This window comes from Blautia sp. An81 (genome assembly GCF_002161285.1).
GTDB lineage: Bacteria > Bacillota > Clostridia > Lachnospirales > Lachnospiraceae > Blautia > Blautia ornithocaccae.
On sequence record NZ_NFHH01000002.1, the window covers coordinates 155,129 to 180,867 of the forward strand.

At 45.6% G+C, this 25,739-nt stretch carries 28 protein-coding genes and 1 pseudogene; 24 read left to right on the top strand and 5 right to left on the bottom strand.

The features are described 5' to 3' along the window. Window positions 1-13: 13 nt before the first annotated feature. From B5G33_RS02610 to guaA, 11 genes are all read left to right on the top strand, one after another. Window positions 14-955, top strand: coding sequence for an ABC transporter permease (locus tag B5G33_RS02610; RefSeq protein WP_087270497.1), 942 nt, complete (start codon window positions 14-16; stop codon window positions 953-955). 56 nt (window positions 956-1,011) lie between these two features. Next, window positions 1,012-2,286: an amidohydrolase family protein gene (locus B5G33_RS02615; protein WP_087270500.1), complete on the top strand. Its 1,275-nt coding sequence runs from the start codon at window positions 1,012-1,014 to the stop codon at window positions 2,284-2,286. A gap of 21 nt (window positions 2,287-2,307) precedes the next feature. Then, window positions 2,308-3,039 (top strand): Crp/Fnr family transcriptional regulator, encoded by a 732-nt coding sequence (locus tag B5G33_RS02620; RefSeq protein ID WP_087270503.1) that lies wholly within the window; start codon window positions 2,308-2,310, stop codon window positions 3,037-3,039. Between the two features lie 13 nt (window positions 3,040-3,052). Continuing rightward, window positions 3,053-3,865: a purine-nucleoside phosphorylase gene (locus tag B5G33_RS02625; RefSeq protein WP_087416635.1), complete on the top strand. Its 813-nt coding sequence runs from the start codon at window positions 3,053-3,055 to the stop codon at window positions 3,863-3,865. Window positions 3,866-3,869: 4 nt separating this feature from the next. Further along, window positions 3,870-4,835, top strand: a complete 966-nt coding sequence (gene add, locus B5G33_RS02630) for an adenosine deaminase (RefSeq protein ID WP_087270509.1) — start codon at window positions 3,870-3,872, stop codon at window positions 4,833-4,835. Window position 4,836: 1 nt separating this feature from the next. Beyond that, entirely contained in the window at window positions 4,837-5,508 is a 672-nt protein-coding gene (gene deoC, locus B5G33_RS02635; protein WP_087270607.1) for a deoxyribose-phosphate aldolase, read from the top strand. Window positions 5,509-5,520: 12 nt separating this feature from the next. Beyond that, a complete protein-coding gene (locus tag B5G33_RS02640; protein ID WP_087416636.1) occupies window positions 5,521-6,132 on the top strand; it encodes a YgjV family protein in 612 nt (203 codons plus the stop codon). A gap of 183 nt (window positions 6,133-6,315) precedes the next feature. Further along, window positions 6,316-7,437: an SLC13 family permease gene (locus B5G33_RS02645; RefSeq protein WP_087416637.1), complete on the top strand. Its 1,122-nt coding sequence runs from the start codon at window positions 6,316-6,318 to the stop codon at window positions 7,435-7,437. A 203-nt stretch (window positions 7,438-7,640) separates the two neighbouring features. Further along, on the top strand, window positions 7,641-8,984 hold the full coding sequence (locus B5G33_RS02650; protein WP_087416638.1) for an MATE family efflux transporter: 1,344 nt from the start codon (window positions 7,641-7,643) through the stop codon (window positions 8,982-8,984). A gap of 14 nt (window positions 8,985-8,998) precedes the next feature. Then, window positions 8,999-9,670 (top strand): pentapeptide repeat-containing protein, encoded by a 672-nt coding sequence (locus B5G33_RS02655; RefSeq protein WP_087416756.1) that lies wholly within the window; start codon window positions 8,999-9,001, stop codon window positions 9,668-9,670. 258 nt (window positions 9,671-9,928) lie between these two features. Beyond that, window positions 9,929-11,473, top strand: coding sequence for a glutamine-hydrolyzing GMP synthase (gene guaA / locus B5G33_RS02660; RefSeq protein WP_087416757.1), 1,545 nt, complete (start codon window positions 9,929-9,931; stop codon window positions 11,471-11,473). A 202-nt stretch (window positions 11,474-11,675) separates the two neighbouring features. Here the strand turns inward: guaA and B5G33_RS02665 are convergent, their stop codons facing one another. After that, window positions 11,676-12,188 (bottom strand): helix-turn-helix domain-containing protein, encoded by a 513-nt coding sequence (locus B5G33_RS02665; RefSeq protein ID WP_033125141.1) that lies wholly within the window; start codon window positions 12,186-12,188, stop codon window positions 11,676-11,678. Window positions 12,189-12,372: 184 nt separating this feature from the next. On the opposite strand from B5G33_RS02665, the gene B5G33_RS02670 reads away from it, so the two are divergent. The 6 genes from B5G33_RS02670 to B5G33_RS21845 all read left to right on the top strand — a co-directional run bounded on the left by B5G33_RS02670 (window position 12,373) and on the right by B5G33_RS21845 (window position 15,873). Next, window positions 12,373-12,567: a MarR family transcriptional regulator gene (locus B5G33_RS02670; RefSeq protein ID WP_087156620.1), complete on the top strand. Its 195-nt coding sequence runs from the start codon at window positions 12,373-12,375 to the stop codon at window positions 12,565-12,567. 2 nt (window positions 12,568-12,569) lie between these two features. Then, window positions 12,570-13,679: a site-specific integrase gene (locus B5G33_RS02675; protein WP_087272378.1), complete on the top strand. Its 1,110-nt coding sequence runs from the start codon at window positions 12,570-12,572 to the stop codon at window positions 13,677-13,679. After that, the gene (locus B5G33_RS02680) at window positions 13,670-13,999 is read left to right on the top strand and encodes a plasmid mobilization protein (protein WP_087416639.1); all 330 of its coding nucleotides are present in this window, start codon (window positions 13,670-13,672) and stop codon (window positions 13,997-13,999) included. The genes B5G33_RS02675 and B5G33_RS02680 overlap by 10 nt, the downstream gene beginning before the upstream one ends. Before the next feature lie 93 nt (window positions 14,000-14,092). Next, window positions 14,093-15,103 (top strand): AAA family ATPase, encoded by a 1,011-nt coding sequence (locus B5G33_RS02685; protein ID WP_087416640.1) that lies wholly within the window; start codon window positions 14,093-14,095, stop codon window positions 15,101-15,103. A 66-nt stretch (window positions 15,104-15,169) separates the two neighbouring features. After that, entirely contained in the window at window positions 15,170-15,403 is a 234-nt protein-coding gene (locus B5G33_RS02690; RefSeq protein WP_164496693.1) for a complexin-2, read from the top strand. A gap of 74 nt (window positions 15,404-15,477) precedes the next feature. After that, the gene (locus B5G33_RS21845; RefSeq protein ID WP_242974451.1) at window positions 15,478-15,873 is read left to right on the top strand and encodes a hypothetical protein; all 396 of its coding nucleotides are present in this window, start codon (window positions 15,478-15,480) and stop codon (window positions 15,871-15,873) included. A gap of 131 nt (window positions 15,874-16,004) precedes the next feature. Here the strand turns inward: B5G33_RS21845 and B5G33_RS02700 are convergent, their stop codons facing one another. Beyond that, on the bottom strand, window positions 16,005-16,631 hold the full coding sequence (locus B5G33_RS02700) for a TetR-like C-terminal domain-containing protein (protein ID WP_087272393.1): 627 nt from the start codon (window positions 16,629-16,631) through the stop codon (window positions 16,005-16,007). Between the two features lie 198 nt (window positions 16,632-16,829). Here B5G33_RS02700 and B5G33_RS02705 point away from each other — a divergent pair, with 198 nt between their 5' ends. The 4 genes and pseudogenes from B5G33_RS02705 to B5G33_RS22550 form a co-directional block, all read left to right on the top strand. After that, window positions 16,830-19,976, top strand: a complete 3,147-nt coding sequence (locus tag B5G33_RS02705; RefSeq protein WP_087416641.1) for a YhgE/Pip domain-containing protein — start codon at window positions 16,830-16,832, stop codon at window positions 19,974-19,976. Between the two features lie 223 nt (window positions 19,977-20,199). Then, a complete protein-coding gene (locus B5G33_RS02710; RefSeq protein WP_158229568.1) occupies window positions 20,200-20,403 on the top strand; it encodes a site-specific integrase in 204 nt (67 codons plus the stop codon). After that, on the top strand, window positions 20,388-20,774 hold the full coding sequence (locus B5G33_RS02715) for a hypothetical protein (protein WP_087156612.1): 387 nt from the start codon (window positions 20,388-20,390) through the stop codon (window positions 20,772-20,774). The genes B5G33_RS02710 and B5G33_RS02715 overlap by 16 nt, the downstream gene beginning before the upstream one ends. Before the next feature lie 17 nt (window positions 20,775-20,791). Continuing rightward, window positions 20,792-21,197: pseudogene (locus B5G33_RS22550) on the top strand (plasmid recombination protein); the annotation flags it as partial. Between the two features lie 456 nt (window positions 21,198-21,653). On the opposite strand, the gene B5G33_RS02725 reads toward B5G33_RS22550, so the two are convergent. The 3 genes from B5G33_RS02725 to B5G33_RS02740 all read right to left on the bottom strand — a co-directional run bounded on the left by B5G33_RS02725 (window position 21,654) and on the right by B5G33_RS02740 (window position 23,759). Next, on the bottom strand, window positions 21,654-22,835 hold the full coding sequence (locus B5G33_RS02725) for a site-specific integrase (RefSeq protein ID WP_015573092.1): 1,182 nt from the start codon (window positions 22,833-22,835) through the stop codon (window positions 21,654-21,656). A 37-nt stretch (window positions 22,836-22,872) separates the two neighbouring features. Further along, entirely contained in the window at window positions 22,873-23,064 is a 192-nt protein-coding gene (locus B5G33_RS02730; RefSeq protein ID WP_087416643.1) for a DUF3173 domain-containing protein, read from the bottom strand. Between the two features lie 377 nt (window positions 23,065-23,441). Further along, window positions 23,442-23,759, bottom strand: a complete 318-nt coding sequence (locus B5G33_RS02740) for a helix-turn-helix domain-containing protein (protein WP_015573094.1) — start codon at window positions 23,757-23,759, stop codon at window positions 23,442-23,444. A 197-nt stretch (window positions 23,760-23,956) separates the two neighbouring features. Between B5G33_RS02740 and B5G33_RS02745 the strand changes: the two genes are divergently transcribed. The 3 genes from B5G33_RS02745 (at window position 23,957) to B5G33_RS02755 (ending at window position 25,733) form a co-directional block, all read left to right on the top strand. Beyond that, window positions 23,957-24,163, top strand: a complete 207-nt coding sequence (locus tag B5G33_RS02745) for a hypothetical protein (protein ID WP_087416645.1) — start codon at window positions 23,957-23,959, stop codon at window positions 24,161-24,163. Between the two features lie 185 nt (window positions 24,164-24,348). Then, complete coding sequence (locus B5G33_RS21575; protein WP_087200770.1) at window positions 24,349-24,597, top strand: hypothetical protein; 249 nt, start codon at window positions 24,349-24,351, stop codon at window positions 24,595-24,597. Continuing rightward, window positions 24,594-25,733, top strand: a complete 1,140-nt coding sequence (locus tag B5G33_RS02755) for a transposase (protein WP_087416646.1) — start codon at window positions 24,594-24,596, stop codon at window positions 25,731-25,733. Before B5G33_RS21575 ends, B5G33_RS02755 begins: the two co-directional genes overlap by 4 nt. The last annotated feature ends 6 nt before the right edge of the window (window positions 25,734-25,739 follow it).

Consider the following 25,739-nt stretch of genomic DNA (forward strand, 5'->3'; position numbering starts at 1 on the left):
GAGGAAGAAAAGGATGGCACTATTATTACAATATACATTAATTTATGCCTCAGTACTGATGCTGGTAGCCCTGGGCGGATGCTTTTCAGAACGAAGCGGCGTAATTAACCTGGGCTTAGAGGGAACCATGGTCATCGGCGCCCTGGGCGGAGCTCTGGTAATGAAATACATGGGGAATCTTCCGGCGGCTCTCATGATCCTGGCAGTTGTGATCGGAAGTGTCCTTTTCGGTATGGTTTATTCCCTTCTGCTGGCAGTATCGGCAATTAATTTTAAGGCAGACCAGACCCTTATCGGAACGGCCATGAACCTTCTTGGAACAGCGGCTGCTACAGTATTTGTAAAAGCAATCAATATGTCAGAAAATGTAAACAACGTTTCTTCCTCGATCCAGTACATCGAACAGAGAAAAGCGTTTTCCGCCTTTAAGATTGGAAATTTTGAGGTGAGCTGGTTTATGATCCTGGCAGTTATCCTTCTGATCATTGCCCATATTGTTCTCTATAAAACCAGATTTGGCCTTCGCCTGCGGGCCTGCGGCGAGCACCCTCAGGCAGCAGATTCTGTGGGAATCAACGTATATAAAATGCGCTATGCAGGCGTTCTGATTTCCGGGGCTTTCGGAGGCCTTGGAGGAATCGTTTACATTACAGCAGGAGTCAGTGAATGGAAGTTTGAGAACGGCGTTGCCGGCTTCGGATTCCTTGCTCTGGCAGTTATGATCTTTGGTCAGTGGGAACCAAAACTCATCGGACTGGCGGCCCTCCTTTTTGGACTATTCCGGGCTCTGTCCAATGTATATTCAGGATTCGACATTCTGGAAGCACTGAACATACCAAGTGCAGTTTACAACATGCTTCCTTATATTATTTCTCTTGTGGTGCTGGCACTGTTCTCAAGGAACTCCAGAGCGCCGAAAGCGGAAGGCATCCCCTACGACAAAGGACAGCGATAAGGAATATCCCCGTTGTCTGGGGACAGAAAATTAAAAATCAGTAAGGAGAAGATCCCATGGAAAGATTTGCCATCAGAGGCCATATCTGTTACAGTGAAGATAAGAACAAAATACGGACCACAGAGCATGGGTATGCAGTATGCGAAAATGGAAAATGCTTGGGAGTCTTTGAGGCCCTCCCGGAGGAATGGAAAGGGATTCCCTGTGTGGACTACGGGGAGAAACTGATCATTCCGGGGCTTGTTGACCTTCATGTCCATGCTCCCCAATACACCTTTCGGGGACTGGGGATGGACATGGAGCTGATTGACTGGCTGAATACCCATACTTTTCCGGAAGAGGAGAAATATCAGAATACAGAATATGCCCAAAAGGCGTATTCGATATTCATAGACGACCTCCTTCACAGCTCCACTACAAGGGCCTGTGTCTTTGCCACCTGCCATAAGGAGGCTACCTTATGGCTGATGGAAAAGATGGAGGAAGCAGGACTGGCAGGATATGTGGGTAAGGTAAATATGGATAGGAACAGCCCGGAAGGACTCTGTGAGAAAAACGCTGAAAGGTCAGCAAAGGACACGGAAGAGTGGCTCCTGGCATCGGCAGGTCTTTCCAATGTCAGGCCGATTCTGACTCCAAGATTTATCCCCACATGCTCAGAGGAGTTGATGGAGAGACTTTCTGAACTCCAGAAAAAATACCGGCTGCCAGCCCAGTCTCACCTTTCAGAAAATCTCAGTGAGATAGAATGGGTGAGGGAGCTCTGTCCTGAAGCTACATGCTATGGCGATGCTTACCGGCTTCACGGTCTCTTCGGGGGAGACTGTCCAACTGTCATGGCTCACTGTGTTTACAGCAATGCAGAGGAAATCCAGATGATGAAAGAGCAGGGAGTGTTTATTGCTCACTGTCCGGAGTCTAATGCAAATCTGGCGTCGGGAATCGCACCGGCCAGGAAATATTTAGATCAGGGACTGAAGATGGGACTGGGCACAGATGTAGCTGCAGGCACTTCCCTTTCCATGTTCCGGGCCATGGCTGCAGCCATTCAGTGCTCAAAGCTCCGGTGGAGGATACAGGATGAAAGCCTTGCTCCTCTGACTGTAGAGGAAGTATTCTACCTTGCTACAAAAGGGGGAGGAGAATTCTTCGGAAAGGTGGGAAGTCTGGAGCCTGGCTATGAATTTGACGCAGTAGTCATTGATGACGGAATGCTCCGCCACGCCCGGAAACTTTCTCCAAAAGAGCGGCTGGAGCGGCTGATCTACCTGGCAGAGGACAGACAGATCCAAGCAAAATATATCAAAGGAAAACAGGTGCTTCCTATATAAAAGGACTATAGGTGACGAAAGATGGAAAACAAATATCTGGCAAAGATCCTGCCTTTTTTAAACGAAATAGAAAAGGAGAGAAGAGAGCAGTTTGAAGGGTATTTTCGGACAGCTCCCATGTGGCTGATGGACACCTTTGTGGTGGAAGAACTGGAAAAAGGAACCATATTTGTCCAGGAGGGTGAGCCTGCGGACATGATCTACCTGATAGGAAAGGGTCTTATCAAAGCCACAGATTACAGAATTTACGGTATTAACTATGACTTTACAGTTTTCGACAAAGTCTATGCTTTCGGCGGGATGGAAGTGATCATTAATCTGGACAAATACCAGACAACTCTTCAGACAGTGACAAAATGTACAGTGTTGAAAATTCCCAAAGAAGGCTTTAAAAAATGGCTGGATTCCGACATTGTAGCCCTTCAGCAGGAAAGCAGACTGATGGGAGAATACCTTCTGGAGCAGGCCCGGGACAGCCGGATGCTTTTATTCCTCCAGGGGGCAGACCGGGTGGCCTTTCTTCTAATGAAACGGTATCGGAAATATGCCGAGAATGGGGTCATGAAGATGAAAGGAGACCGGCAGGAACTGTCGGATTTTACGGGATTGTGTGTAAAGACCATCACTCGTTCCATTAAGAAATTTAAAGAAAGCGGGTTGATCACCACCCAGGGAAGCTATATTCTCATTAACTATGAACAGTACTGCCGGATGGAAAAAATGATATCGGAAATCCTGGCGGAAGATTTATGAGAGGAGTGGAAATATGGAAAATAAATTAAAGACTTGCCTGGCAAGTATCAGAGAAAAAACAGATTTCAAACCAGAAGTTGCCCTGATCCTGGGAAGCGGACTGGGAGACTATGCGGAAGGTATTAAGATAGAAACTACTGTGGATTACTCAAATATTGAAGGATTTCCCGTGTCTACAGTAAAAGGACACAAAGGACGTTTTGTTTTCGGATATGTAGGAAATGTCCCGGTGGTGATCATGCAGGGAAGAGTTCATTATTATGAAGGATACTATATGTCTGATGTGGTGCTGCCCACAAGGTTAATGGGCCTTTTAGGAGCAAAAAAACTGATCCTTACCAATGCAGCAGGAGGAATCAATGAGAACTTCCAGCCGGGAGATTTTATGATGATCACTGACCAGATCGCAACAGGCGTCCCCAGCCCCCTGATAGGACCAAACCTGGAGGAGCTTGGAGACCGGTTCCCGGATATGAGCGAAGTCTACAGCAAAAGAATCCGGGAGGTAATCCGGAAATCTGCCGAAGAATGCGGAATCCATCTCCAGGAAGGGGTCTATGTACAGCTTACCGGACCAAATTATGAGACTCCTGCAGAAGTCCGGATGTGCCGGATCTGGGGAGGAGACGCTGTGGGAATGAGTACTGCCTGCGAGGCTATGGCTGCCCGCCATATGGGAATGGAGATTGGAGGAATCTCCTGTATCACTAACCTGGCCGCAGGACTGTCAGACAAAAAACTGGATCACAAAGAAGTGCAGGAAACTGCGGACAGAGTTTCCGTGCAGTTCAAAGAACTGGTTACTAAAATTATAGAAAAGGTGTGATTATATGGATATAGAACAGCTTCCAAAACTTGACCTCCACTGTCATCTGGACGGTTCTCTTACAAAGTCTATGATAGAGAAACATCTGGGGAAAGAAGTGACCAGGGAGGCTCTGACCGTATCTCAGGACTGCAAAAGCCTTACGGAATATCTGGAGAAATTTGACCTGCCTCTTCAGTGTCTTCAGGACGAGAAAGGACTGGAAGAAGGCGCCTATACCTTTGTGGAAGAAATCGCAAAAGACAAGGTAGAGTATATTGAAGTACGATTCGCCCCTATGCTTTCCGTACATGAAGGTTTAAGCTGCAGACAGGTGATCGAAGCGGTGAGGCGAGGTATGGAACGGGGAAAAGAAGATTTCCATGTGCATTATGGAATCATAGTGTGCGCTATGAGAAACCACAGTGAGGAACAGAACCTGGCCATGCTGAAATGTGCCAGAGAATATCTGGGAGAAGGGGTATGCGCCCTGGACCTGGCCGGAGATGAGTCCGCCTTTCCTACGGCCCAGTACCGGAACATTTTTCAGGAGGCAAAAAGACTTGGCATGCCCTATACTATTCACTCCGGGGAAACCGGAAGCCTGGAAAATGTCCGGGAGGCCTGGGAACTGGGAGCGGCCAGGATCGGTCATGGAATTGCACTGAAAAAAGACCCGGAGTTGATGAAAACATATGCCAGAGCAGGGATCGGCGTGGAAATGTGTCCTACAAGCAACTTCCAGACTAAGGCAGCGCAAAGCTGGCAGGATTATCCTCTCCGTCAGTTTTTGGAGGAAGGAATTAAGGTTTCCGTAAATACGGATAACCGGACTGTCAGCGGTACTACTATGACAAAAGAGCTGATACGGGTTTACGAACAGTATGGCCGGGATGAAGAACTGATCTTTACCCTGCTGCAAAATGCTGCTGATACAGCCTTTAACCCGAAAATCAGAGAAATCTTTGAGAAGAAATGGAAAGGAATTTAAGATGGATAAAAAAGAAATTTTGAAATATGTAGACCATACTTTACTGACACAGACTGCAGCCTGGGAGGAGATCCGTCAGATTCTGGATGACGCCATAAAATATGGAACAGCCTCTGCATGTATTCCGGCTTCCTATGTAAAGCAGGCTGCCGAATATGTAGAGGAAAAGCTTCCAATCTGCACGGTTATCGGTTTTCCAAACGGCTACAGCACCACAGCCACTAAGGTATTTGAGACAAAGGACGCTGTTGCAAATGGAGCTTCCGAGATCGACATGGTCATCAATATCGGAAAGCTGAAAGATAAGAAGTACGAAGAAATCGAAGAGGAGATTCGCCAGATCCACCAGGCCTGCGGCGGCAGGATCCTGAAGGTTATTATCGAGACATGCCTTCTTACTGAGGATGAAAAGATAAAAATGTGCGAGATCGTCACAAAGGCAGGAGCAGAATATATTAAAACATCTACAGGATTTTCTACCGGAGGAGCCACCTTTGCAGATGTGGAACTGATGAAAAAACATGTGGGAAAAGAAGTGAAGGTAAAGGCTGCCGGAGGCATTTCTTCCTTTGACGACGCAGAAGAATTTATCCGCCTGGGAGCTGAAAGACTTGGTACAAGCAGGCTGGTGAAGATCATGAAAAACAGCCCGGATGCCGGGAATGGATACTAAGGGGGAGACGGTGTGAGTACACATATGATGGTGGAGCTGGTGGGATATATTGGCTCCATACTGGTGCTGATCTCATTTCTTATGACTTCCGTAGTAAAACTTCGGATTATCAATGCAGTGGGAGGAACGATTTTTGCAGTTTACGCCATGATCATTCAATCCTATCCTACAGCCCTTATGAATTTCTGCCTGGTAGGGATTAATATTTATTATCTGGTCCGCCTCCGGAAATCAGATAGAAATTATGATTTTATTGAAGGAAAGCCGGGAGAGTCTATGGTTCAGTATATGATGGATTTTTATCACACAGATATCCAGAAATACTTTCCAATATTTAAAGAAAAACAGCCGGAATGTGATACTGCATACGTAGTCTGCAAGGATGCTTCACCTGCCGGGCTGTTTCTTGGAAAGAAAGGGGAAAAGGGTGATCTGGAGGTCCTTCTGGACTACTCTGTGCCGGCATACAGAGACTGTTCCGTGGGAAATTATCTCTATTCAAAATTAAAAGATCATGGAATCCGCAAAATGATCTTTACAGGAACGCCGGGTCCTCATGAATCTTATCTGCAGACAATGGGATTTGAAAAAGTAAATGGAGTTTATGTAAAAGAGCTGGCCTGAAACAGTCTGAGACATAGCTGCCCTGTGGATGAAAAGAAGGGGAAATTTTTGCCAGGGTTATGATTGCATATCAGAAAAACAAGATGTATAATAGGGCTGTTTGTCCAAGTCCAGGCCCGTGACCCCGGGATTTTCGGCAAGGACAGCGCAAAAATTTCGCATGATGTGCAGGGAGACCATTACATGAAAACTCTGAAAGAATTTTTTAGAAAAGAGACGGTTTTCTGCGTCTCTTTTCTTCTTGCTCTTATTTCGGCAGCGGTGGTGAGACCGGATCCGGCCTATCTGACTTATCCGGATTACCGGACGCTTGCCCTGTTGTTTTGTTTTATGATCATTGTAGCCGGATTTCAATGGCTGGGGATATTTTCCCTTTTGGGAGAGACCCTGCTGAAGAAGGCCAGCAGCCTGCGGAACTTGTCTGTGCTTATGGTGCTTTTGTGCTTTTTCTCAAGTATGATCATCACAAACGACGTGACCCTGATCACTTTTGTACCATTTACCATATTGGTATATCAGATGGTAGGGCGGGAAGACAGGATCCTGAGGATCGTGGTGCTGGAGACCATTGCCGCCAACCTGGGAAGTATGGCTACTCCTATAGGAAATCCCCAGAATCTTTATTTATATTCTATGTCGGGAGTTACTCTGGGAGAGTTTGCACAGGCAGTTTGGCCCTATGCCGGCCTTTCCCTGATCCTTCTGGTATGTATCCTTTTTACAGAAAAAAATGAAGCTTTAAAGAGTATTGCAGTAAAGGGGCAGAAAGAGGTCCAGATAGGAAAAAACCTGTTCCAGCTTTTGGCATTTGCGGCCTTGCTTTTATTATGCCTGCTGGTAGTATTTCGGGTCTTTCCATATATTCCGGTGCTGATCTGTGTGGCGGCAGCTGTGCTGGCAGTGAACCGGAGATTATTTGGAAAAGTAGACTATTTTTTGCTGCTGACTTTTTTGTGTTTCTTCATTTTCATTGGAAATATGAAGCGGATCCCGGAGATCAGCAATACGCTGGCTTCTCTTGTCCAGGGAAAAGAATTGTGGGCAGGGATCCTCACCAGCCAGATCATCAGCAATGTGCCTGCGGCCATCCTGCTGTCGGGATTTGCAGGAAATTTTTCACTTCTCCTTACAGCGGTTAATCTGGGCGGCCTGGGAACCCTGGTGGCTTCACTGGCAAGTCTGATCTCCTTTAAATTTTATACAGTGGAATATCCACAGAGAAAGGGAAGATTTATGGCAGTCTTTACGGTGTGGAACCTTGTTTTCCTGGGGATCCTTATCTGTGAGGCCCTTATCCTCACATAGCTGCCAAGTATATCATCTCGAAAAAATATCCTGGGTGATCGGTCCGATTGTTTAGGGGACGATGTACTAATGGAAGTCTTTTGACAGAGAAGGCTTCCGTCTTTTTATGTGGAAGAGAAAAAGTTGAGAATCTCTCTTGTACACCAGAAACCGGGAGCGTATAATGTGGGATATCAAAAAGATACGGAGGAGAAAAAAGAAAAATGGACAGGAAAAAGCTCTTTTTTTCCAATACAGACCTACGGAAACTGATCCTTCCTCTGGTGGTGGATCAGTTCCTTCAGGCCTTTGTGGGACTGGCAGATTCTGTCATGGTGTCCAGCGTAGGGGAAGCTGCAGTATCGGGGGTTTCTCTCATTGATACGGTGATGGTTCTGATCATCAATATCTTTACGGCCCTTGCCACAGGCGGAGCAGTCATCGCCGGCCAGTTCCTGGGCAAGAAAAAGACAGAAATGGCCTGCAAAGCCACAAACCAGCTTTTGGCTTTTACCCTTAAAGCTTCTCTGGCAGTGATGATCCTGGGATATCTGGGACGGAATCTGATCACACATGTGATCTTCGGCAATATTGAGGCAGACGTTCTTTATAACTGTAATGTCTATATGATGATCGTCTTTGCCTCCATTCCTATGATCGCCCTGTATAATGCAGGGGCAGCGGCTTTCCGGGCAATGGGAAATTCCTCGATTGCTATGAAGACTTCTCTGCTGATGAATGCCATTAATATCTGCGGGAATGCCGTTTTGATCTATGGGTTCCACAGAGGAGTGGAGGGAGTTGCCATCCCCACTTTAGTTTCCAGAACCGTAGCCTGTATTGTGATGCTGTTTATGCTGAACAATCAGAAGCATATGGTTCACATTTATCATCCCTTTTCCTTTAAAACAGACTGGTCTCTGCTGAAAAAGATCCTGTATATCGGAATCCCCAATGGCCTGGAGAACAGTATGTTCCAGCTGGGTAAGATCATGGTGCTGAGCATTGTGACTGGATTCGGAACTGCTTCTATTGCAGCGAATGCGGTTTCCAACAATGTGGCTACTTTTGCGACTCTTCCGGGAATGGCTATTGGCTTTGCCATGCTTACCGTGGTGTCTCAATGTGTGGGAGCCGGGGACTTTGAACAGGTAAAATATTACACCAAAAAGCTGATCAGGATCATTTATATTTCCGCCCTGGCAATTAATATTCTTGTGGTACTGGCTGTGCCTTTTGTGGTGAGTATTTACGGACTTTCAGAAGAAGCCAGCAGCTATGCGCGACAGATTTTGTTTTACCATTCTGCCTGTGTAGTGACTATCTGGCCTCTGTCTTTTTCCCTGCCAAATACCCTGAGAGCGGCGGCAGACGTAAAGTTTACGATGGGAATGTCCATCCTTTCTATGTGGATATTCCGGATAGGATTCAGCGTGGTGCTGGGAGTATATTTGGATATGGGAGTATTCGGAGTTTGGGTGGCCATGACTATTGACTGGCTGTTCCGGTCTATATGTTTCGTTACAAGATACATAAGAGGAAAATGGAAACATGCGGCACTGGTATAGGACGAGAAAAAAGTATGAACAAAAAAGTATTTAAAGAACCAAAGATTCCCGAAGAACTGACAGAGGTAAAGGATGGAGCAGAGCTTATCCGGACAGCCAGGGAAGAAGAAGGGGAAATCTTCAGAAGACAGTTTACAGGGACTTTTCTGTCCAGAATTGACGGAAATCATATTTCTTTTCAGCAGGTAGTGTTCCGGAACTGTAAATTCTTAGGCTGCTCTTTTGACAGAGCCAGCTTCACAGATGTGAAATTTATAGGCTGTGATTTTTCCAATTCCAGTATGAATGATGTCTGCTTTAAAAGCTGTGCTTTTGAAAACTGTAAAGCTTTGGGAACAGATTTTTACGGAAGCAATATCCGCCATATCTCCATTGAAAACTGCAATTTCAGAGATGCAGGCATGGATGCGGTACGTATGAGCTATGTGAAAATCTACCATTCAGATTTTACCGACGCCAGCTTCAGCAAATGTAATATCACCAATGTAGACTGGAAGGACGACTGCTTTAAAAATGCCAGCTTCTTTAAGACCTGGCTGAAGGATATTGACTTTACAGAGTGTGATATTACAGGCATTGTGATCTCTGATGCAAAGGACGAACTGAGGGAAGTGATCGTAAATCTGGAACAGGCCATTGTCCTGGCAAAAAGACTGGGAATTGTGATAAAAGAGCTGGAGAAATAATCATATATGTGGATGAGCTGGATAGATGAGAATATAGAGGGCAGACTGATGCAGTTCAGCAGCAGGCACAGCAGACTATAAGGCAGGAAGAGTACGGCATTTGGTTTGGAGGATTTCTGCATTCCAAGCCCCAGGGATTTTTTCCTTGTAAAATGGATAGGGATAATCTATAATGAAGTATACAATCCAGGCTGATATCTAAGGAAGCTGGATAAAATGTTTTTAAATGAAGATAAAGAAGAACAGGAGGACACTTTCTTGAAGAGAGAAACCGTTATTGTACTTGACTTTGGCGGCCAGTATAATCAGCTGATCGCAAGACGTGTACGTGAATGTAATGTTTACTGCGAAATCTATTCTTATAAAACAGATATTGAAAAGATAAAGGAGATCCAGCCCAAAGGTATTATCTTTACCGGCGGCCCCAACAGTGCGTATCTGCCGGATTCTCCTACTTATTCAAAGGAAATCTTTGAGCTGGGTGTTCCCATCCTGGGAATCTGCTACGGCTCTCAGCTTATGATGCATCTTCTGGGAGGAAAAGTAGAAAAGGCTCCTGTAAGAGAATACGGAAAGATTGAGGTTACTGTAGACCAGAAATCAAAACTCTTTGAGAATGTGTCTGAGAAAACCATCTGCTGGATGAGCCATAACGACTACATCTCCAAACCAGCTCCGGGATTTGAGATCATCGCTCATACAGATGACTGTCCTGTAGCGGCTGTGGAGAATACAGAAAAGAACCTTTACGCAACTCAGTTCCACCCAGAAGTTCTGCATACAAAAGAAGGCAAAAAGATGCTTTCCAACTTTGTCTATAATGTATGTCAGTGTGCCGGCGACTGGAAAATGGATTCCTTTGTGGAGGAGACCATCAAAGCTATCCGTGAGAAAGTGGGCAATGGAAAAGTCCTGTGTGCTCTTTCCGGCGGCGTAGATTCCTCTGTGGCAGCAGTCCTTCTTTCTAAGGCAGTAGGGAACCAGCTTACCTGTGTGTTTGTAGACCATGGCCTTCTTCGTAAAAATGAGGGCGATGAGGTTGAGGCTGTATTCGGTCCGGAAGGCCCCTATGACCTGAACTTTATCCGTGTAAATGCTCAGGAAAGATTCTATGGAAAATTAAAAGGGGTAACAGAACCGGAGAAGAAACGTAAGATCATCGGTGAAGAATTTATCCGTGTATTTGAAGAAGAAGCAAAGAAGATCGGCACCGTGGACTTCCTGGTACAGGGAACTATTTATCCCGACGTAGTAGAAAGCGGCGTAGGCGGAGAATCCACCGTAATTAAGTCCCACCACAATGTAGGAGGACTGCCGGATTACGTTGATTTCAAAGAAATCATCGAGCCTCTCCGTGACCTGTTCAAAGACGAGGTCCGCCAGGCAGGCCTGGAGCTGGGAATACCAGAATACCTTGTTTTCAGACAGCCATTCCCAGGCCCGGGACTTGGTATCCGTATCATCGGCGAAGTAACTGCTGAGAAAGTACAGATGGTACAGGACGCCGATGCTATCTGGAGAGAAGAGATCGCTAAAGCCGGCATTGACCGGGAAATCGGCCAGTATTTCGCAGCCCTGACCAATATGCAGTCTGTGGGCGTTATGGGAGATGAAAGAACCTATGACTATGCCATTGCACTGAGAGCAGTGACCACAACAGACTTTATGACAGCAGAGAGCGCAGAGATCCCATGGGAAGTAATCGGACGGACAACCAGCAGGATCGTTAATGAAGTGAAGCACATTAACAGAGTACTGTATGATTGTACGGGGAAACCACCGGCGACGATTGAGTTTGAGTAAGTAAAGAAATCTGAGAACCCGCATAAACAGGGCGTTTGCGACGCATTAGGGGTCTATTTGATAACAAAATGATAACACTGGATGAAAAGCATTTATTCACTTTTCGTCAGAGGTTATCAGGTAAATCCAACTGAAACCGATAGAAAAGGTCTTACTGAATTGAGTGAAATCAATTTGGCAAGACCTTTTTTGTTGGCTTTTTTTAATCTGTATTGTTTTCAGCTTTTCGCTTTTCACGCAGAGCGTCCAATTCCTGGCGGGTTTGTTCAGCCTCCATTTTAGGATAGGTATAACGCCACTGATCGTATTCTTCTTTGGTGATCTCGCCGGACTCCAGTTTTTCTGCCTGCTGATACCATGCGTTAAACATATCCCACATACTGTGGTAGGTCATTCCGGTGTCTTTGTCCAGTCGGAGGCAGAGTTCGCCGTCCAGTTTTCCGATTTTCAGACCACGGGTATCTTCCAGTGTAAAGAGAGTGTGCATAAGTCCAATATCCGTGTCAATATCGGGAACATTCAAAGCGTGAGGCGATACCTCAAAAATCTGTGCCAGTGCGTTTAAATATTTCTCTTTCGGGCTGCGTGCGCCTTTTTCATACTGGGCGATACGGACGTCTGCCTGAGAGTCGCTAAAACCCAGAAGTTTGCCCAGATATTTCTGTGTAAAGCCACGGAGCAGCCGGAAATAATGGATTCTTTCGCCAATAGCCATAACCATTCTCCTATCTGAAGTCTTTTGATAGGTTGAGTATAACATAAAAGTATAGGAACAATCAAGAAAAACCAATACAAAAAAGTATAGAAATTTCTGTAAAACCACTTGACCAATACAGAAAAGTATAGTAATATGTGACTATACAAAAATGTATAGAATAAATAAGAAAGAGAGGTAGCTTATGGAGAAAATGTTTATGCGAGTGAGCGAAGTCATGGAGGCGCTGGATGTTTCCGAGTCTTATGCTTACAAATTGATCCGAAAACTCAACAAAGAACTGGAAAAGACAGGGTGTGTTACAATTCCCGGCAGGATTGACCGCAAGTTTTTTTATGAACAGTTTTACGGTACACAGTCATACGAAGGGAGGAATTAGAAGTGCCGGTATACAAAACTGAGAAAAATGGAACTTGGTATGCAATGGTGCGCTATAAAGACTGGAAAGGGGAGCGTAAGCAGAAATGCCAGCGTGGGTTTGCTACTAAGCGGGAGGCGCAGGAGTGGGAACGGCAGTTTCAGTTGCAGAAACAGGCAAATATGGATATGACGTTAGAGAGTTTCTGCAAGTTGTATGAGGCAGATGTGCGTCCACGATTGAAAGAAAACACATGGCTTACTAAGGAAAGCATTATTCAAAGCAAAATTCTTCCTTATCTGGGGCAGAGAAAAATGTCTGAGATCACGGCAAAAGATGTGATCGACTGGCAGAATGAAATGCGGAGCCAGAAAGGGAAAACAGGTAAGCCCGTATCTCCCACCTATCTGAAAACAATCCACGGACAGTTGAGTTCTATTTTCAACCATGCGATCCGCTACTATGATCTGAATATCAATCCGGCGAGAAAGGCAGGAACCATGGGAGCGGAAGAAAACAAAGAAATGTTGTTCTGGACGAAAGAAGAATATCTGAAATTTGCTGAAGAGATGATGGATAAACCTCTTTCCTACTATGCATTTGAAATGTTGTATTGGTGTGGCATCAGGGAGGGGGAACTGTTGGCATTGACACCAGCGGACTTCGATTTTGATAACCAGACAGTCACGATCAATAAATCCTATCAGCGATTAAAGGGCAGGGATGTAATTACCAGTCCAAAAACAAAGAAAAGTAATCGAATAATAAAAATGCCCCAGTTTCTCTCGGAGGAAATGGAGGACTGTATGAAATTGTATTACAGTTTGAAACCCACAGATCGATTGTTTCCGGTTACAAAACACTATTTATCTCATGAGATGGACAGGGGATGCAAAGCTGCCGGGGTAAAACGGATCAGAATCCATGACCTTCGTCACAGCCATGTTTCCTTGTTGATAGATATGGGTTTTACTGCACTGGCGATTGGAGATCGGGTGGGGCATGAAAGCGAAAAGATTACTTACCGATATGCACACCTGTTTCCTTCAAAGCAGACAGAAATGGCAGACAAGCTCAATATTGAAAGGATTAGAAGTGAGACAGAGAAAGGAGAAAACAAATTATGTCAGTAAAGGTTTTGGACAGGCAAGGGCGCTGGAGAAATAAGATTGTAGCGTTCCGGGTATCGCCGGAAGAAGACGAGCAGCTTGAGATAGCTGTAAGGTTATCGGGATTAACAAAGCAGGATTATATTGTCCGCCGCCTGCAGGAAAAAGAGATTGTAGTGGTGGGAAATCCAAGAGTGTACAAGGCTTTGAAAAATGAACTGGAAAAGGTATTGGAGCAGTTGGAACGCATAGAGGCAGGCGCCGGCGTTTCCAGAGATTTATTAGATACAATTGAACTGATTACAAAGACAATGCAGGGTATGAAAGATGAAAAAAGCCTTTAAGTGTCGGCAAACACCTAAAGGCAAGGACTTGGTAAAATACCAAAATCAATCTATCTGTATTCTACCAGAGTCCCATAATGCTTTCAACCAGAAATGGAGGTAAATTTGAAAAACAGAAAAGCAGAGCCGGGACTCCGGCTGATCAATATGGAGAATGTTGCGGTGGAGCAGGTAGAATGGCTGCTCTATCCGTTTATCCCATATGGGAAAGTCACAATCATACAGGGCGATCCCGGAGAGGGGAAAACAACAATGGTGCTGCAGATCATAGCAAAGCTGACAAAAGGCGAGCCTGTGCTGCCGGTAAAGGACGGAGAAGAAGAACCCACAGAAAAGGCAGACGAGCCAGTCAATGTGATTTACCAGACCGCAGAAGACGGGCTGGGAGATACTATAAAGCCCCGTCTTCTGGCGGCAGGGGCAGACTGTTCTAAAGTGCTTGTCATTGATGACAGTGAACAGCCGTTGACTATGTTAGATGAACGTCTGGAACAGGCAATCCGGCAGACAAACGCCCGTCTTGTAGTTTTAGATCCGATCCAGAGTTTCCTTGGGGCGGAAGTAGATATGCACCGGGCAAATGAAATCCGTCCACTGATGAAACGGGTGTCTGTGCTGGCGGAAAAATATCACTGTGCGGTTGTCCTGATCGGTCATATGAACAAGAACAGCACCGGAAAATCTTCATATAGGGGGCTTGGCTCTATTGACTTTCAGGCAGCTGCAAGGAGCGTTCTGATCGTAGGGCGTGTGAAGAACGAGCCGGAAACAAGAGTAGTTTGCCATGTAAAAAGCTCCCTTGCACCAGAGGGAAAATCAATCGCTTTTCGCTTGGATAAAGAGAACGGATTTGAATGGATCGGGGAATATGACATCAGTGCGGATGATCTGCTGAGTGGCAATAACCGTGGACAGAAGATAAAAGAGGCGAAAGAGTTCCTGCTTGAGATATTGGCAGACGGGGCAGTTGAACAGAATGTAATCCTTAAAGAGGCGGAAAACCGTGGGATTAAAGGGAAGACACTCTGGAATGCGAAGAAGGCTCTTGGCGTCCAGTCGATAAAACCCGGCGGACACTGGTCGTGGGTATTGCCGGAACAATAAATCAACATGGCAAGATTACCATTTCTTTAGGAACAGGTAATGTTGCCACCTTGAAAGGAGATTTGGATGAAACAGGTACAGATACCGCAGAAATTGTTTGTGCAACTGATTCATTATCATCTGATGGAGGACGACAACCATGAGGGTGAGATAAGGATAGGATTGGAGAAGAAACTGGATGCACTGGTGTTACGTGAGTTATATGGGAAGTCTAAGACTGCTCTGACAGAGGAAGAACGGGAGAAAGCCCGGCAGGAATATTTGGACAGGCGGGGGATACCGAACAGTTTCCGCTGGTAAAGTTTTCTTTGATGATATAAGACAGGAGCGTGTCACGCTCCTGTGATAGCGGACAAGGCGGAAGGAGGGATTTTATGATTATCCAGCCGGAACGTGGAACACGGAATGTTAATGAAAAATTTTATGAGATGGAGACGAGACAGATTGCTATGCTCAATGAAATTTTTGGAGAGGTAGAACTGACAAAAGGAGAAATGCGGACGCTGGTATGGCTTGCGGGATGGGGGGGAAAGCACAGTGGCAAATGTGGTGCCCGCAATACGAAAAGCGATAGCGGCGGAAGCAAGGCGGCTGGGGCAGCCGCTCCGTCCGTAGGACGGATAAGCTCCCGGCAGGGCGCAAAGGCAGCTTTTGACGGACGGAACGGCTGTCGAAAGTGCTTTTGCGTTACTTTCGACGAAAGTAACAAAGCTTATGCGCCGTATCCGGCGCTGATTACTACCCGACAAGGGAGAAAGGAGAGTTATTGAAGAGGACAATCAGCTTTATGACAGGGAAAAGGAGGAAAAAATCAAAGAACTGAAGGAAGAGTACCAGAAAGCTCTGGAAAAGCAATAAAAATCCCGGTCAGACACAGATCCTGAAGAAGTGTCTGCCGGATCTATTCCGGCAGAGGGCTTTTGGAACCTGACAGAGGTGTCTGTGAGGGCGTGTTATCAGGATACATATGACGGAGGGCGTTCATGATCAGCCGGAAGGTGAGCTGGGCCATATATTGAGGCGTTTCATCGGTATCGGAGGTCAGCCAGGTTTTCACCAGACCGATGCAGCCGGAAAGACAGAAAGAATAGGAATATTTCAGGTCTTCAATAGTGTCCGGAAAAGTCCGGCGCAGTACGTTAAGACTGTGGGTGGAAATCAGATTTTCAATGCGATGGATAAACGCGATATCCCCGTTTGGCCCCAGCAAGGCGCTGCAGATATCTTTGTTTTCTGCCAGGATATGAAAAATATCCTCAATAAAAGGAAAGCTGGATTCGTTAAAGGGACTGACCGGATGATTCTGAATGGTCTGGCGGATCTCTTCCAGCAGTTCTTCTTCAATGGTGGAAAGCATATTGAAAATATCCGTATAATGGAGATAGAAAGTAGAACGGTTGATATCCACTTCCTCTACCAGTTCTTTTACAGTAATTTCTTTAATACTTTTTTCCTGCATAAGTTTTGCAAGCCCGGCTCGAAGCTGGGCTTTTGTTTTGCGGATTCTCCGGTCAGTTTTTTCTTTCATAGATTTCTCCTTTCGAAAATATAAAAAAATTATAAACCATAGACACTAGATAGACATTTTGTCTATTAATAGACATGACGAAGGATTATTGTCGGTTGTAAGGTATTTATAACCCTAGTATAATGCGGTATGTGTAAATAATCAACATAATATCTATTAAACAATAACTAGTTGCGCAGACAGAAAGGAGACAGGAGAATGCTGAAACTAGAGTGGAAAAAGCTGCTGAGTAATAAACTCATGTTGGTAGTTATTGTTGCGATTATTGCAATTCCTACCATTTATACCACCCTTTTTCTGGGATCCATGTGGGACCCTTACGGCAATATGGACAAATTGCCCGTGGCTGTGGTGAATGAGGATAAATCGGTAGAATATGAGGGAGAAACATTAAACATAGGAAAAGAAATGGTGGAGAATCTGAAAGAGGACGGTTCTCTGAATTTTTCTTTTACAGATAAGGAAAGGGCCCGGCAGGGGCTGAAAGACGGAAGTTATTATATGGTCATTACCATACCGGAGGATTTTTCAGCCAATGCGGCCACCCTTACCCGGGAAAAACCTGAAAAAATGGAACTTTCTTATGAAACAAACCCGGGTATCAATTACATTGCTTCTAAGATGAGTGAGACAGCTATGGAGAAAATCCAGAGTTCTGTCCGGGAAGAAGTTACCCGCACTTATGCAGAAGCGGTTTTTGAACAGATCGGTAAGGCCGGGGACGGAATGGAGGAAGCGGCAGATGGTTCCGGGAAGCTCCAGGAGGGAATCCGGGAACTTGCCTCAGGAAATGAACAGATCGAAGAGAATTTACAGGTTCTGGCAGAGAGTACTCTGGTATTCAGAGATGGCAGTCAGACCATGGAAGAGGGACTAAAGACTTATACAGATGGAGTAACAGCCGCAGACAAGGGAGCACGTGAACTTCAGGATGGGGCCAGTGAACTGAACAAGGGGACGAAAACCCTGGACAGCGGGGCAAAAGAACTTGCCGGCGGAAGTGAAAGCCTGGATGCAGGAGCCCAGTCCCTGGAAGAGGGCATGGGACAGTTAGAAGGAAAGATCCCGGGACTTTCTCAGGGAGTCCGGGCATTATCCCAGGGGTCTTCCCAGCTTGCCGCAGGTGTCAAGACAGCGGGAGAGGGAAGCAAAAGTCTGAAGGCAGGAGCTGAACAGACAGACAGGGGTCTTGCATCTTTACAGGAAGGACTGGATCAGCTGAACAGTGCAGCATCCCAGCTTCCCGGGCAGACACAGAAACTTCAGGAAGGTACAAATGAGGTTTATGAAGGGGCAGCTCAGCTTTCCCAGGGAATGAAGCTTCTGGAAGAACAGGCAGTCCCCGGCATTTCTGCCAGTATTGATCAGGTAAACGGACAGCTGCAGGATGGAGGAAAACAGGTTTTTGACTCTGTGAAAGAGGGCGCGGACCAGTTAAAATCCAGTGCCGATCAGCTCCTTGCGGGGATTCAGGGAACGGAGAGCATGTCCCAGGAAACAGGAAGTGGGGACCAGCTGGGCGATACTTTAGAGAGGAATGCCCAGGAAGCCGGAAACCAGGCAGAGGCAGCCCAGGCTGCGGCAGAAAATCTGGGAGGTGTGGAAAGTACAGACGCCTCTTATTTAAGTGATTCCTTGCAGCAGGCAATTGATTCAGGAGATATAGATGCAGTGGCATCCGTTGCCTGGGAGGCAGTGGCAGCTGCACAGCAAAACGCCGATGCAGCCAATGAGGCGGGAAGCCGTCTCCAGGAAGCTTCTCAGGCTCTTGGGAACAGCAGTGCCGCCCTGTCTCAGGATCAGCAGACCATGGCAGAGGCAGTCCGGCAGGCCCGGGATATGACCGGGGCCGGTTTGGCAGGGGAAAATTCTACAGACCTGAGCAGTGTGGTAAAGGGTCTTCAGGCATTATCAGAAGGTCTGGGACAGTTGTCTGCTCAGACAGAAACAGCCGGAGAACAGTATCTGGCAGGAGTGGACAACGGCATGGAGCAGCTGAAGAGCGGAATCGGCACACAGGTTGGAGACAGTCTGTCTCAGCTGAGGGAAGGTGCTGACCGTCTTACCCAGGGAAGTGGAGAAGTGAACCGGGGAGTAGAACAGCTGACTGAGGCGGCACCTGCACTTGCCGGCGGAATCCAGAGTGCAAAGGATGGAGCCGGAGCACTGAAGACACAGGGAACGGAAGCACTGGTACAGGGAGCCGGGCAGCTGGATGAGGGATTTGGCCGTCTGGTACAGGGGAGTTCTGATCTGGATAAAGGAGTACAGGAAATGCAGGGACAGCTTCCGGCTCTTTCCCAGGGAGTGGAACAGCTGTCCCAGGGAGCAAAGGATCTGAAACAGGGAACTGGAAGTCTGAAGACAGGAGCCCAGACCCTTTCTCAGGGAGCAGGAACTCTTTCGGCGGGTATGGATACCTTGGTAGCCGGAACCAGCAAGTTGTCCCAGGGAACCGGCCAGCTTACTGCAAACAATCAGGCTCTTCTTGGAGGAGCGGTACAGCTGGAGGACGGAGCCTCCCAGATCAGCAGCGGAGCTTCCCAGCTTCATGATGGAAGTAAAACTCTTGGATCCGGGATTGAACAGCTGGCGGAAGGAACTAGGACTTTAAAAGACAGTCTGGCAGAGGGGGCAAAACAGATCCGGGATACGAATAAAGGAGAAGATACGGCGGATATGTTTGCAGCTCCTGTGGAAACAAAAGAAACACAGATCACCAGGGTAGAAAATAACGGCCATGCCATGGCCCCCTATATGATGTCTGTGGCACTTTGGGTAGGCTGTATTGCCTTTAGTCTTATGTATCCGCTGACAAAGTACAGCGGAAAGCTGAAATCCGGTCTGGCCTGGTGGGGAAGCAAGGCATCGGTACTGTATCTGATTGCCCTGCTCCAGGCAGCGGTGATGATCTTTATGCTTCATCTGTGTGACGGTTTTGAGCCGGTGGAAATGGGGAAAACCCTGGCGGTGGCCTGTCTGGCTTCGGTGGCTTTTATGTCTGTGATGTATTTCTTTACCAATACTTTTGGCAAAGTGGGAAGTTTCCTGATGCTGGTATTTATGGTGATCCAGCTGGCAGGTTCTGTGGGAACCTACCCCCTGGAACTGTCCGGAAGCTTTGTCCCTTATCTTCATGACTGGGTACCGTTCACTTATACGGTGGAAGCCTTCCGAAGTACCATATCAGGAGGAGAAAGTATTCAGGAAGCCGTAATATTCCTGACCGTTTTGTGGATCGTCTTTACCCTGCTGACCATTCTGGAGTTCCAGATCCGAACCCTTAAGATGAAAAGAGGAAAAAGGACTCTGGATAACTGGTTAGAGGAAAAGGGACTGGCATAAGAGAAAAAAGAAGGGAAAGGACTTTGTACTGCCTTTGAAAAGACAGTGCAGGGTCCTTTTTTTCGGCCATCCATACACTATAATTTATATAAGGTATGATATGGACAGACAGCGGGAACGGAAGCCTCCGGGATTTTTCTTCAGACACCCTCCCCGGACAGTAAAAGGATAAGAAGGTATCACTGGAATTGTATGAACAGATAGGAGAAAAATGGAGGGGCCTATGGAATATAATAAGGAACAACAGGAAGTCCTGATCCAGGACTTTATTGATATGCTTTTTGTGCAGAGAAACTTGTCATCCAATACCCTGTATGCCTATAAAAATGACCTGCAGAATTTTTCCAGGTGGCTGGAAAGACGGCATTACGGGGATATCAATGACCGGAGCATCTATGAATATTTTTTTATATGCAGAATGAGATAGAATTAGCACCCCGTTCTATCCGCAGAAAATATGTTTCCATTCAGCAGTATTGTGATTATCTCAGAATGGTTTTGAACTTAAATGAGATTTTCTTCCGGTTCACGGCCAGAAAATTTCAGTTGCCAAGGACATTGCCCAGGACATTATCCAGGGAAGAGATTAAAGAGCTGATTCTGGCGGCTACTTTCCAGTATCAGCAGGCCTGGTCAGAATATAAAGAAAGACTGGCTGTCCGGAATATGTGTATAATCGAGCTGCTTTTCTGTCTGGGGCTTCGGGTGGGAGAACTTTCCGCTCTGGATATGGCAGATTACTGGCCGGAAGAGAATACAGTGCTGATTCGTGGAAAAGGGAGAAAGGAGAGTTATTGAAGAGGACAATCAGCTTTATAACAGGGCAAGGCTTTGTCAACCACAACAGCAGAAAATTCCATGCAAAGAATACAGATCCGAAACGGAGTCACTGGAATGTGGAATACTGCAATCAGGATATTCAAGAAATATACCATGAATTATTTGATGAGGCACTTGAAAGGTATAATGTAAAGCAGACAAGGAAAGATCGAAAATCATTATGAAAAAATCCGTTCTGGAAAGCAGGAAAAACCATTTCATGAGATAATCCTTCAGATTGGAAATAAAAATGATATGGGAGCGGAAACGCCTGATGGACAGATTGCAGCAAGAATATGGGATGAATATATAAAAGGTTTTCAGGAACGGAATCCTGCCTTGCGTGTGTTTTCCGCTCATCTCCATCTGGATGAGGCAACACCGCACCTGCATATAGATTTTCCTTAATTGATACAATTAATTTTTATGTGGGAAAAGGGTATGATTCGCTAGAGGTGATATATACTTTATTAAGCTATAATGAGTTTAAACATCAAATGATATTAGAACTTAAAGACAATAGTAATAAAGCGTTACTTATTGGAGATGATTTTGCGAGTGTGGTATTGGGAAGTGGTTGTATTGATTAATTTGCCAAATGCTAGATTTAAAATTTGAAATATAGCTGTAATTTTGATAACAAAATCGTGATAACAGATTGATAACACTAGCAGAAACAGGCCATAGAGATATGACAGTTGGAAATAAATAAAATCAAATAAAACCAAATCTCCTATACAAAACTGTATAGAACTAAATTTGATTTTGCGAGTTTGAATAGTCGGCGGTGGGCCAGAAAGCCTTTATTTACGGGCTTTTCCGGCACCGGTGCCTCTGGATTGCATTATCATTGCATTTTTACATTTGCCTGTGATAAGAAGCGGTGAACTGATTGTGTGTGTAATCAGCCACGCTTTCCGTAGCAGGTGTGAAGTTAATAACTCCGCCTAACATTTTAGCAACCTCAAAGTTGCTGTTAGGATATAGATGTCCATAGGTCCCTAAAGTCGTCTGGATTTTTTCGTGGCCGAGACGGTCTTTAATGATCAATGGATTCACCCCCATGCTGATTAAGAGTGCAACATGAGAATGACGTAAAGCATGGATTTTAATTCGGTGAACGCCGGCAAGCCCTGCCAGCTTTTCCAGGGCTCTTGGCAGGGTATGCTTGCTGGTGGGAATCCCATTGTAGCTTAGTACAAAGTTACAGTCTTTCAAAACTTTTTTCTGTACTTCTTTCCACTCTTTTAATTCCCTGATAGTATCATCATCAAGCACAACTGTTCGGACACTGGCAGATGTTTTGGGTTCCACAAATTTGTATTCCGTCATTGATTTGTAATACAGCGTTTTGGTTACACTGATTATTCCGCTTTCAAAATCAATGTCATCCCACTGTAATGCAGCAGCCTCTCCGATCCGCAGTCCTGTTGTGAACAGGAGCCAGAAGCAGATGAACAAATAATGTTCATAGTAGTCACCCTTGTATAAAAGGGAAATGACTTTCTGAAATTCATCCAGCGTCCAGAAATCTATCTTCACTTTTTTTGACTTAATATTGCCGACCATACGTGACGGATTTTTTGAAGCAAGACCAAGGATAATTGCACGGTCAAAAGCGAGCGACAACATGCCCTGGATAATCCGTACATAATTTGGACTGTACTCTTTTGCCAGCTTCAGCTGCCATGCCTGTACATGAATCGGCTCTATTTCAGCAACCTTTTTCCTGTAAAAAAATTTAAAGTGCTTTTCAATAGTATTTAATCGGTTTTTATAGGTACTTTCTTTGACCTGCGTTTTATACCATGGAAGATAAATTTCCTCAATGTACTGCTTAAACGAGGGCTGTTTCTTTTCCATAGCCAGTCCTTCTTCTGCCGCCAGCACCAATCGGGAATACTCTGTACGAGCCTCCTTTTTTGTAGAAAAGCCGCTGCGGTATTTCTGGATCTGCTTTCCGGTTACAGAATCATAGCCCAGGTTTGCCCTGAAATAATAGGTTCCGTTTTCCGCTTTTTTAATTGGATCTTTTGCCATAAAGTTTACTCCTTACATTTCTGCAAGAAGTGTGTCATTACTGCTCATCTGGAAGTTTGATACCGAGCAGTTCTTCTACGGCCTCTTTTGGAACTCTGTCCAGCTTTCTTGACTGATAGTAGGTATGTCCTTTTTCCACCATTAACTTTTTAGCCTCACGTATAATGTCAGCAGCAAAAGAAGGACCATATCCAAGTGCAATTAAATCTGATTTCGTTACAGTAATCATAACCCTCCTTTCCATGAACAGAGTACCATTCTCAATACCTGTTCATTATTATACCAGAATTTGAGTAAAAGGTCTTTAGGTTCAGATACCTCTTGCAAAAATAAATTATAGTTATGTTTAAGATACCGTTTTTCTCTATCTCCCTGGAAGCCAGTTCCTGCGCCTTCCCAAGCCGCGTCTTCGGCGTTGCTATGCAATCTTAAAGCCTGCAGGCACGCATCATGCTGCACTATCTGCAGGCACCCGTATCCCTCTTCCGGGAGGGTATGAAATTTTCAAGGTACTCTATTTTGCCATTTGTAAGGGAAATAGCGGAGAAAATGCAGAATGTGTAAAAAAATAGAAAAAAAGCTGCCCGTGTGGACAGCCTCTGAAAATTATTTATGTCTGGCAGCGAGCCGATGTAGTATACTGATTACAGCGATCATATCCTCATCGTCGAGCTGCTTTAATAAGTCAGCCGCTTTTTCGTATAGAGGAAGATTGTGAAGAGCTGTATCGAAGAACTGGCAGGGAGTTACTTCCAGATATTCGCAGATTTCCAGGAAGTTCTCCATGGTAGGCAGGGAGCGCCCGGAAGAAATGGACTGGATGTAACTTTTGTTTTTGCCGAGATCCAGGCTCATCTGATATTCGGATACATTCTTTTTTATCCGCAGTTCGGTAATCCTGTCACCGATAAATTTTTTCTCCATGTCACCCACCTCTCTTCCTACATCTTCCTTCGATTTTAAACTATTTACTTCTGGCAAATTACGGAATAAAATAGAGTTATTCACTATATAAATGCTCATATTACGGAATATAACCGGAATTTACTGCTATATACCTGATTGCAAAAAAATGTGATAGAAGCGCTGTTTTAGGGTATGATGTTAATGAGGTGTTTTTAATGAAAATCATAGGTACGCAGGAAGAATTGAAATGGGTCCGCAGGGCGCTGGCAAATAACTGTGAGGGATGTATCTTTGAAGAACGATGTAATCAAAATGCCAGTGAGGAACTGAAGAAGCATGGAAAAACTCTGACAAGCTGTGAGGAATTTATGTCAAGACAGATCACGTTTGTCTGCGAGGAGGAAACAAAAGCCACAAAATAGGATAGTTATGTCATTATCACATACCATATATAGTATAAAACAAATTGACAGCACCTATATCCTGTGCTACTATACTGATATAGTTCTTTTTTATGCGTTCCCCGGCGGGGGATCATGTTTTGGGATTTTGAGAAATCCCGTACATGAAGAGGAAAAGCAGGAGCTTTTCCCGGCATAAGTTGTTTATGTTTGTAGTGAAGTGTCACCGTATGCCTGAAATGGCTGTGTGGCACTTTTTTTGTTTTATCGGTGAAGAACCAGATTGGAAAAGGATGAATGGAGAAAACAAGAGGTTTCTCTGCTCATCCTTTTTTGTTGCCGTTTATCCGGAAGAAAATGTTTCTGCCGGATTTTTGTGTATGTGTGTGGCCTGCCACAATCAGCTTCGGCTGTTTATGGATAATTATTTTAAAGAAAGGTGGAAGAAACAATGAATGAAACAATGGTTTACGCAGATGGTTTTGAAAAGACATTTGCCACGGCGGAGGAGATGCTTGATTTTCTTTCAAGAAGAGGGAAAGCCTCAGAGTGGATCCGCAAGCCCATCCGTGCCCTCCGGCTGGTGCCGCTTGAAAAAGAGGCGGGCAACCTGGAGAACGGAGACGAAGAGATGGAGGAGATCCTGAAGGATACGGAAAAGCACACCCGGCTTGTACTGAAGGTACGAGGCGAGGCATATCCGGTCCGGAACTGTGCAATCCAGACGATCTTAGGACGTGCCGGTATCGGCGGGGACGGCCTGCGAAAGCTGGATCTGGCAACCTATGCAAAGGTTGTGAATTGCTGCCTGAAAGTAGCGAAAGGAGAATGCCTCATCAAGATTGCGGATGGAAAAGTCTCTGCAGTCCACGGGGGAGACGCCCATGACTACAGCGTACTGGACATGAAGGCAATCTTTGAGATAACCAGCGAATATCTCCACACGAATTTCAGTGGAAGCACTTATCTGGAAGGCTCTGGAACCTATGACCATTCTGTTATGAGTGCCATGTGGACGCTTTCCGGGAACCAGGAGCTTCTGGACACCTACAGGGATGCGCTGGACCGGTACGGAGTAAGCAGAAAGAATATTACACCGGCGCTGCGCCTGACCACTTCTGATGTCGCAGCCAGCGGTGTCAATCTGTATCCTATGCTGCTGACAGACGGGAACAACCATACGCTCAGCCTGGGAAGCCCGATCACTCTGGCGCACAGGAACCACAGCACAATCCTGGATTACCGCAACAATTTGAAAGAAGTGTATGCAAGATATCAGGATGCCACAGAGCGTTTGGCAGCGCTTCTGGAAATCGAGATCCATAACCCGGTGAACTGCTTAAGGTTACTGATGAAAAAGCTGAAGATCAAGGCGGCGATCCGTAATGAAGTGGTGGAGATGTATGTGGCACAGAACGGGGAACAGAGCTGTACGGCCCATGACCTTTACTATGCCATGAACGAGGCACCCTTCTATGCCGCCTGCCAGGGATTTACCGGCAGCCAGCTTTTGCGGATGGAGGAAAACCTGACCAGGGCCCTTGCCATGGACTGGAAGGAATTTGATGTATATGGCGCCGTTAAGTGTTAAGGAGGA

What these genes read in the sequence shown, in the direction of transcription:
- B5G33_RS02610 (WP_087270497.1), top strand. Translation starts at nt 14, where the DNA reads ATGGCACTATTATTACAATATACATTAATTTATGCCTCAGTACTGATG.
- B5G33_RS02615 (WP_087270500.1), top strand. Translation starts at nt 1,012, where the DNA reads ATGGAAAGATTTGCCATCAGAGGCCATATCTGTTACAGTGAAGATAAG.
- B5G33_RS02620 (WP_087270503.1), top strand. Translation starts at nt 2,308, where the DNA reads ATGGAAAACAAATATCTGGCAAAGATCCTGCCTTTTTTAAACGAAATA.
- B5G33_RS02625 (WP_087416635.1), top strand. Translation starts at nt 3,053, where the DNA reads ATGGAAAATAAATTAAAGACTTGCCTGGCAAGTATCAGAGAAAAAACA.
- add (WP_087270509.1), top strand. Translation starts at nt 3,870, where the DNA reads ATGGATATAGAACAGCTTCCAAAACTTGACCTCCACTGTCATCTGGAC.
- deoC (WP_087270607.1), top strand. Translation starts at nt 4,837, where the DNA reads ATGGATAAAAAAGAAATTTTGAAATATGTAGACCATACTTTACTGACA.
- B5G33_RS02645 (WP_087416637.1), top strand. Translation starts at nt 6,316, where the DNA reads ATGAAAACTCTGAAAGAATTTTTTAGAAAAGAGACGGTTTTCTGCGTC.
- B5G33_RS02650 (WP_087416638.1), top strand. Translation starts at nt 7,641, where the DNA reads ATGGACAGGAAAAAGCTCTTTTTTTCCAATACAGACCTACGGAAACTG.
- B5G33_RS02655 (WP_087416756.1), top strand. Translation starts at nt 8,999, where the DNA reads ATGAACAAAAAAGTATTTAAAGAACCAAAGATTCCCGAAGAACTGACA.
- B5G33_RS02665 (WP_033125141.1), bottom strand. Translation starts at nt 12,188, where the DNA reads ATGGCTATTGGCGAAAGAATCCATTATTTCCGGCTGCTCCGTGGCTTT.
- B5G33_RS02670 (WP_087156620.1), top strand. Translation starts at nt 12,373, where the DNA reads ATGGAGAAAATGTTTATGCGAGTGAGCGAAGTCATGGAGGCGCTGGAT.
- B5G33_RS02680 (WP_087416639.1), top strand. Translation starts at nt 13,670, where the DNA reads ATGTCAGTAAAGGTTTTGGACAGGCAAGGGCGCTGGAGAAATAAGATT.
- B5G33_RS02685 (WP_087416640.1), top strand. Translation starts at nt 14,093, where the DNA reads ATGGAGGTAAATTTGAAAAACAGAAAAGCAGAGCCGGGACTCCGGCTG.
- B5G33_RS02690 (WP_164496693.1), top strand. Translation starts at nt 15,170, where the DNA reads ATGAAACAGGTACAGATACCGCAGAAATTGTTTGTGCAACTGATTCAT.
- B5G33_RS21845 (WP_242974451.1), top strand. Translation starts at nt 15,478, where the DNA reads ATGATTATCCAGCCGGAACGTGGAACACGGAATGTTAATGAAAAATTT.
- B5G33_RS02700 (WP_087272393.1), bottom strand. Translation starts at nt 16,631, where the DNA reads ATGAAAGAAAAAACTGACCGGAGAATCCGCAAAACAAAAGCCCAGCTT.
- B5G33_RS02705 (WP_087416641.1), top strand. Translation starts at nt 16,830, where the DNA reads ATGCTGAAACTAGAGTGGAAAAAGCTGCTGAGTAATAAACTCATGTTG.
- B5G33_RS02710 (WP_158229568.1), top strand. Translation starts at nt 20,200, where the DNA reads ATGGAATATAATAAGGAACAACAGGAAGTCCTGATCCAGGACTTTATT.
- B5G33_RS02715 (WP_087156612.1), top strand. Translation starts at nt 20,388, where the DNA reads ATGCAGAATGAGATAGAATTAGCACCCCGTTCTATCCGCAGAAAATAT.
- B5G33_RS02725 (WP_015573092.1), bottom strand. Translation starts at nt 22,835, where the DNA reads ATGGCAAAAGATCCAATTAAAAAAGCGGAAAACGGAACCTATTATTTC.
- B5G33_RS02730 (WP_087416643.1), bottom strand. Translation starts at nt 23,064, where the DNA reads ATGATTACTGTAACGAAATCAGATTTAATTGCACTTGGATATGGTCCT.
- B5G33_RS02740 (WP_015573094.1), bottom strand. Translation starts at nt 23,759, where the DNA reads ATGGAGAAAAAATTTATCGGTGACAGGATTACCGAACTGCGGATAAAA.
- B5G33_RS02745 (WP_087416645.1), top strand. Translation starts at nt 23,957, where the DNA reads ATGAAAATCATAGGTACGCAGGAAGAATTGAAATGGGTCCGCAGGGCG.
- B5G33_RS21575 (WP_087200770.1), top strand. Translation starts at nt 24,349, where the DNA reads ATGTTTGTAGTGAAGTGTCACCGTATGCCTGAAATGGCTGTGTGGCAC.
- B5G33_RS02755 (WP_087416646.1), top strand. Translation starts at nt 24,594, where the DNA reads ATGAATGAAACAATGGTTTACGCAGATGGTTTTGAAAAGACATTTGCC.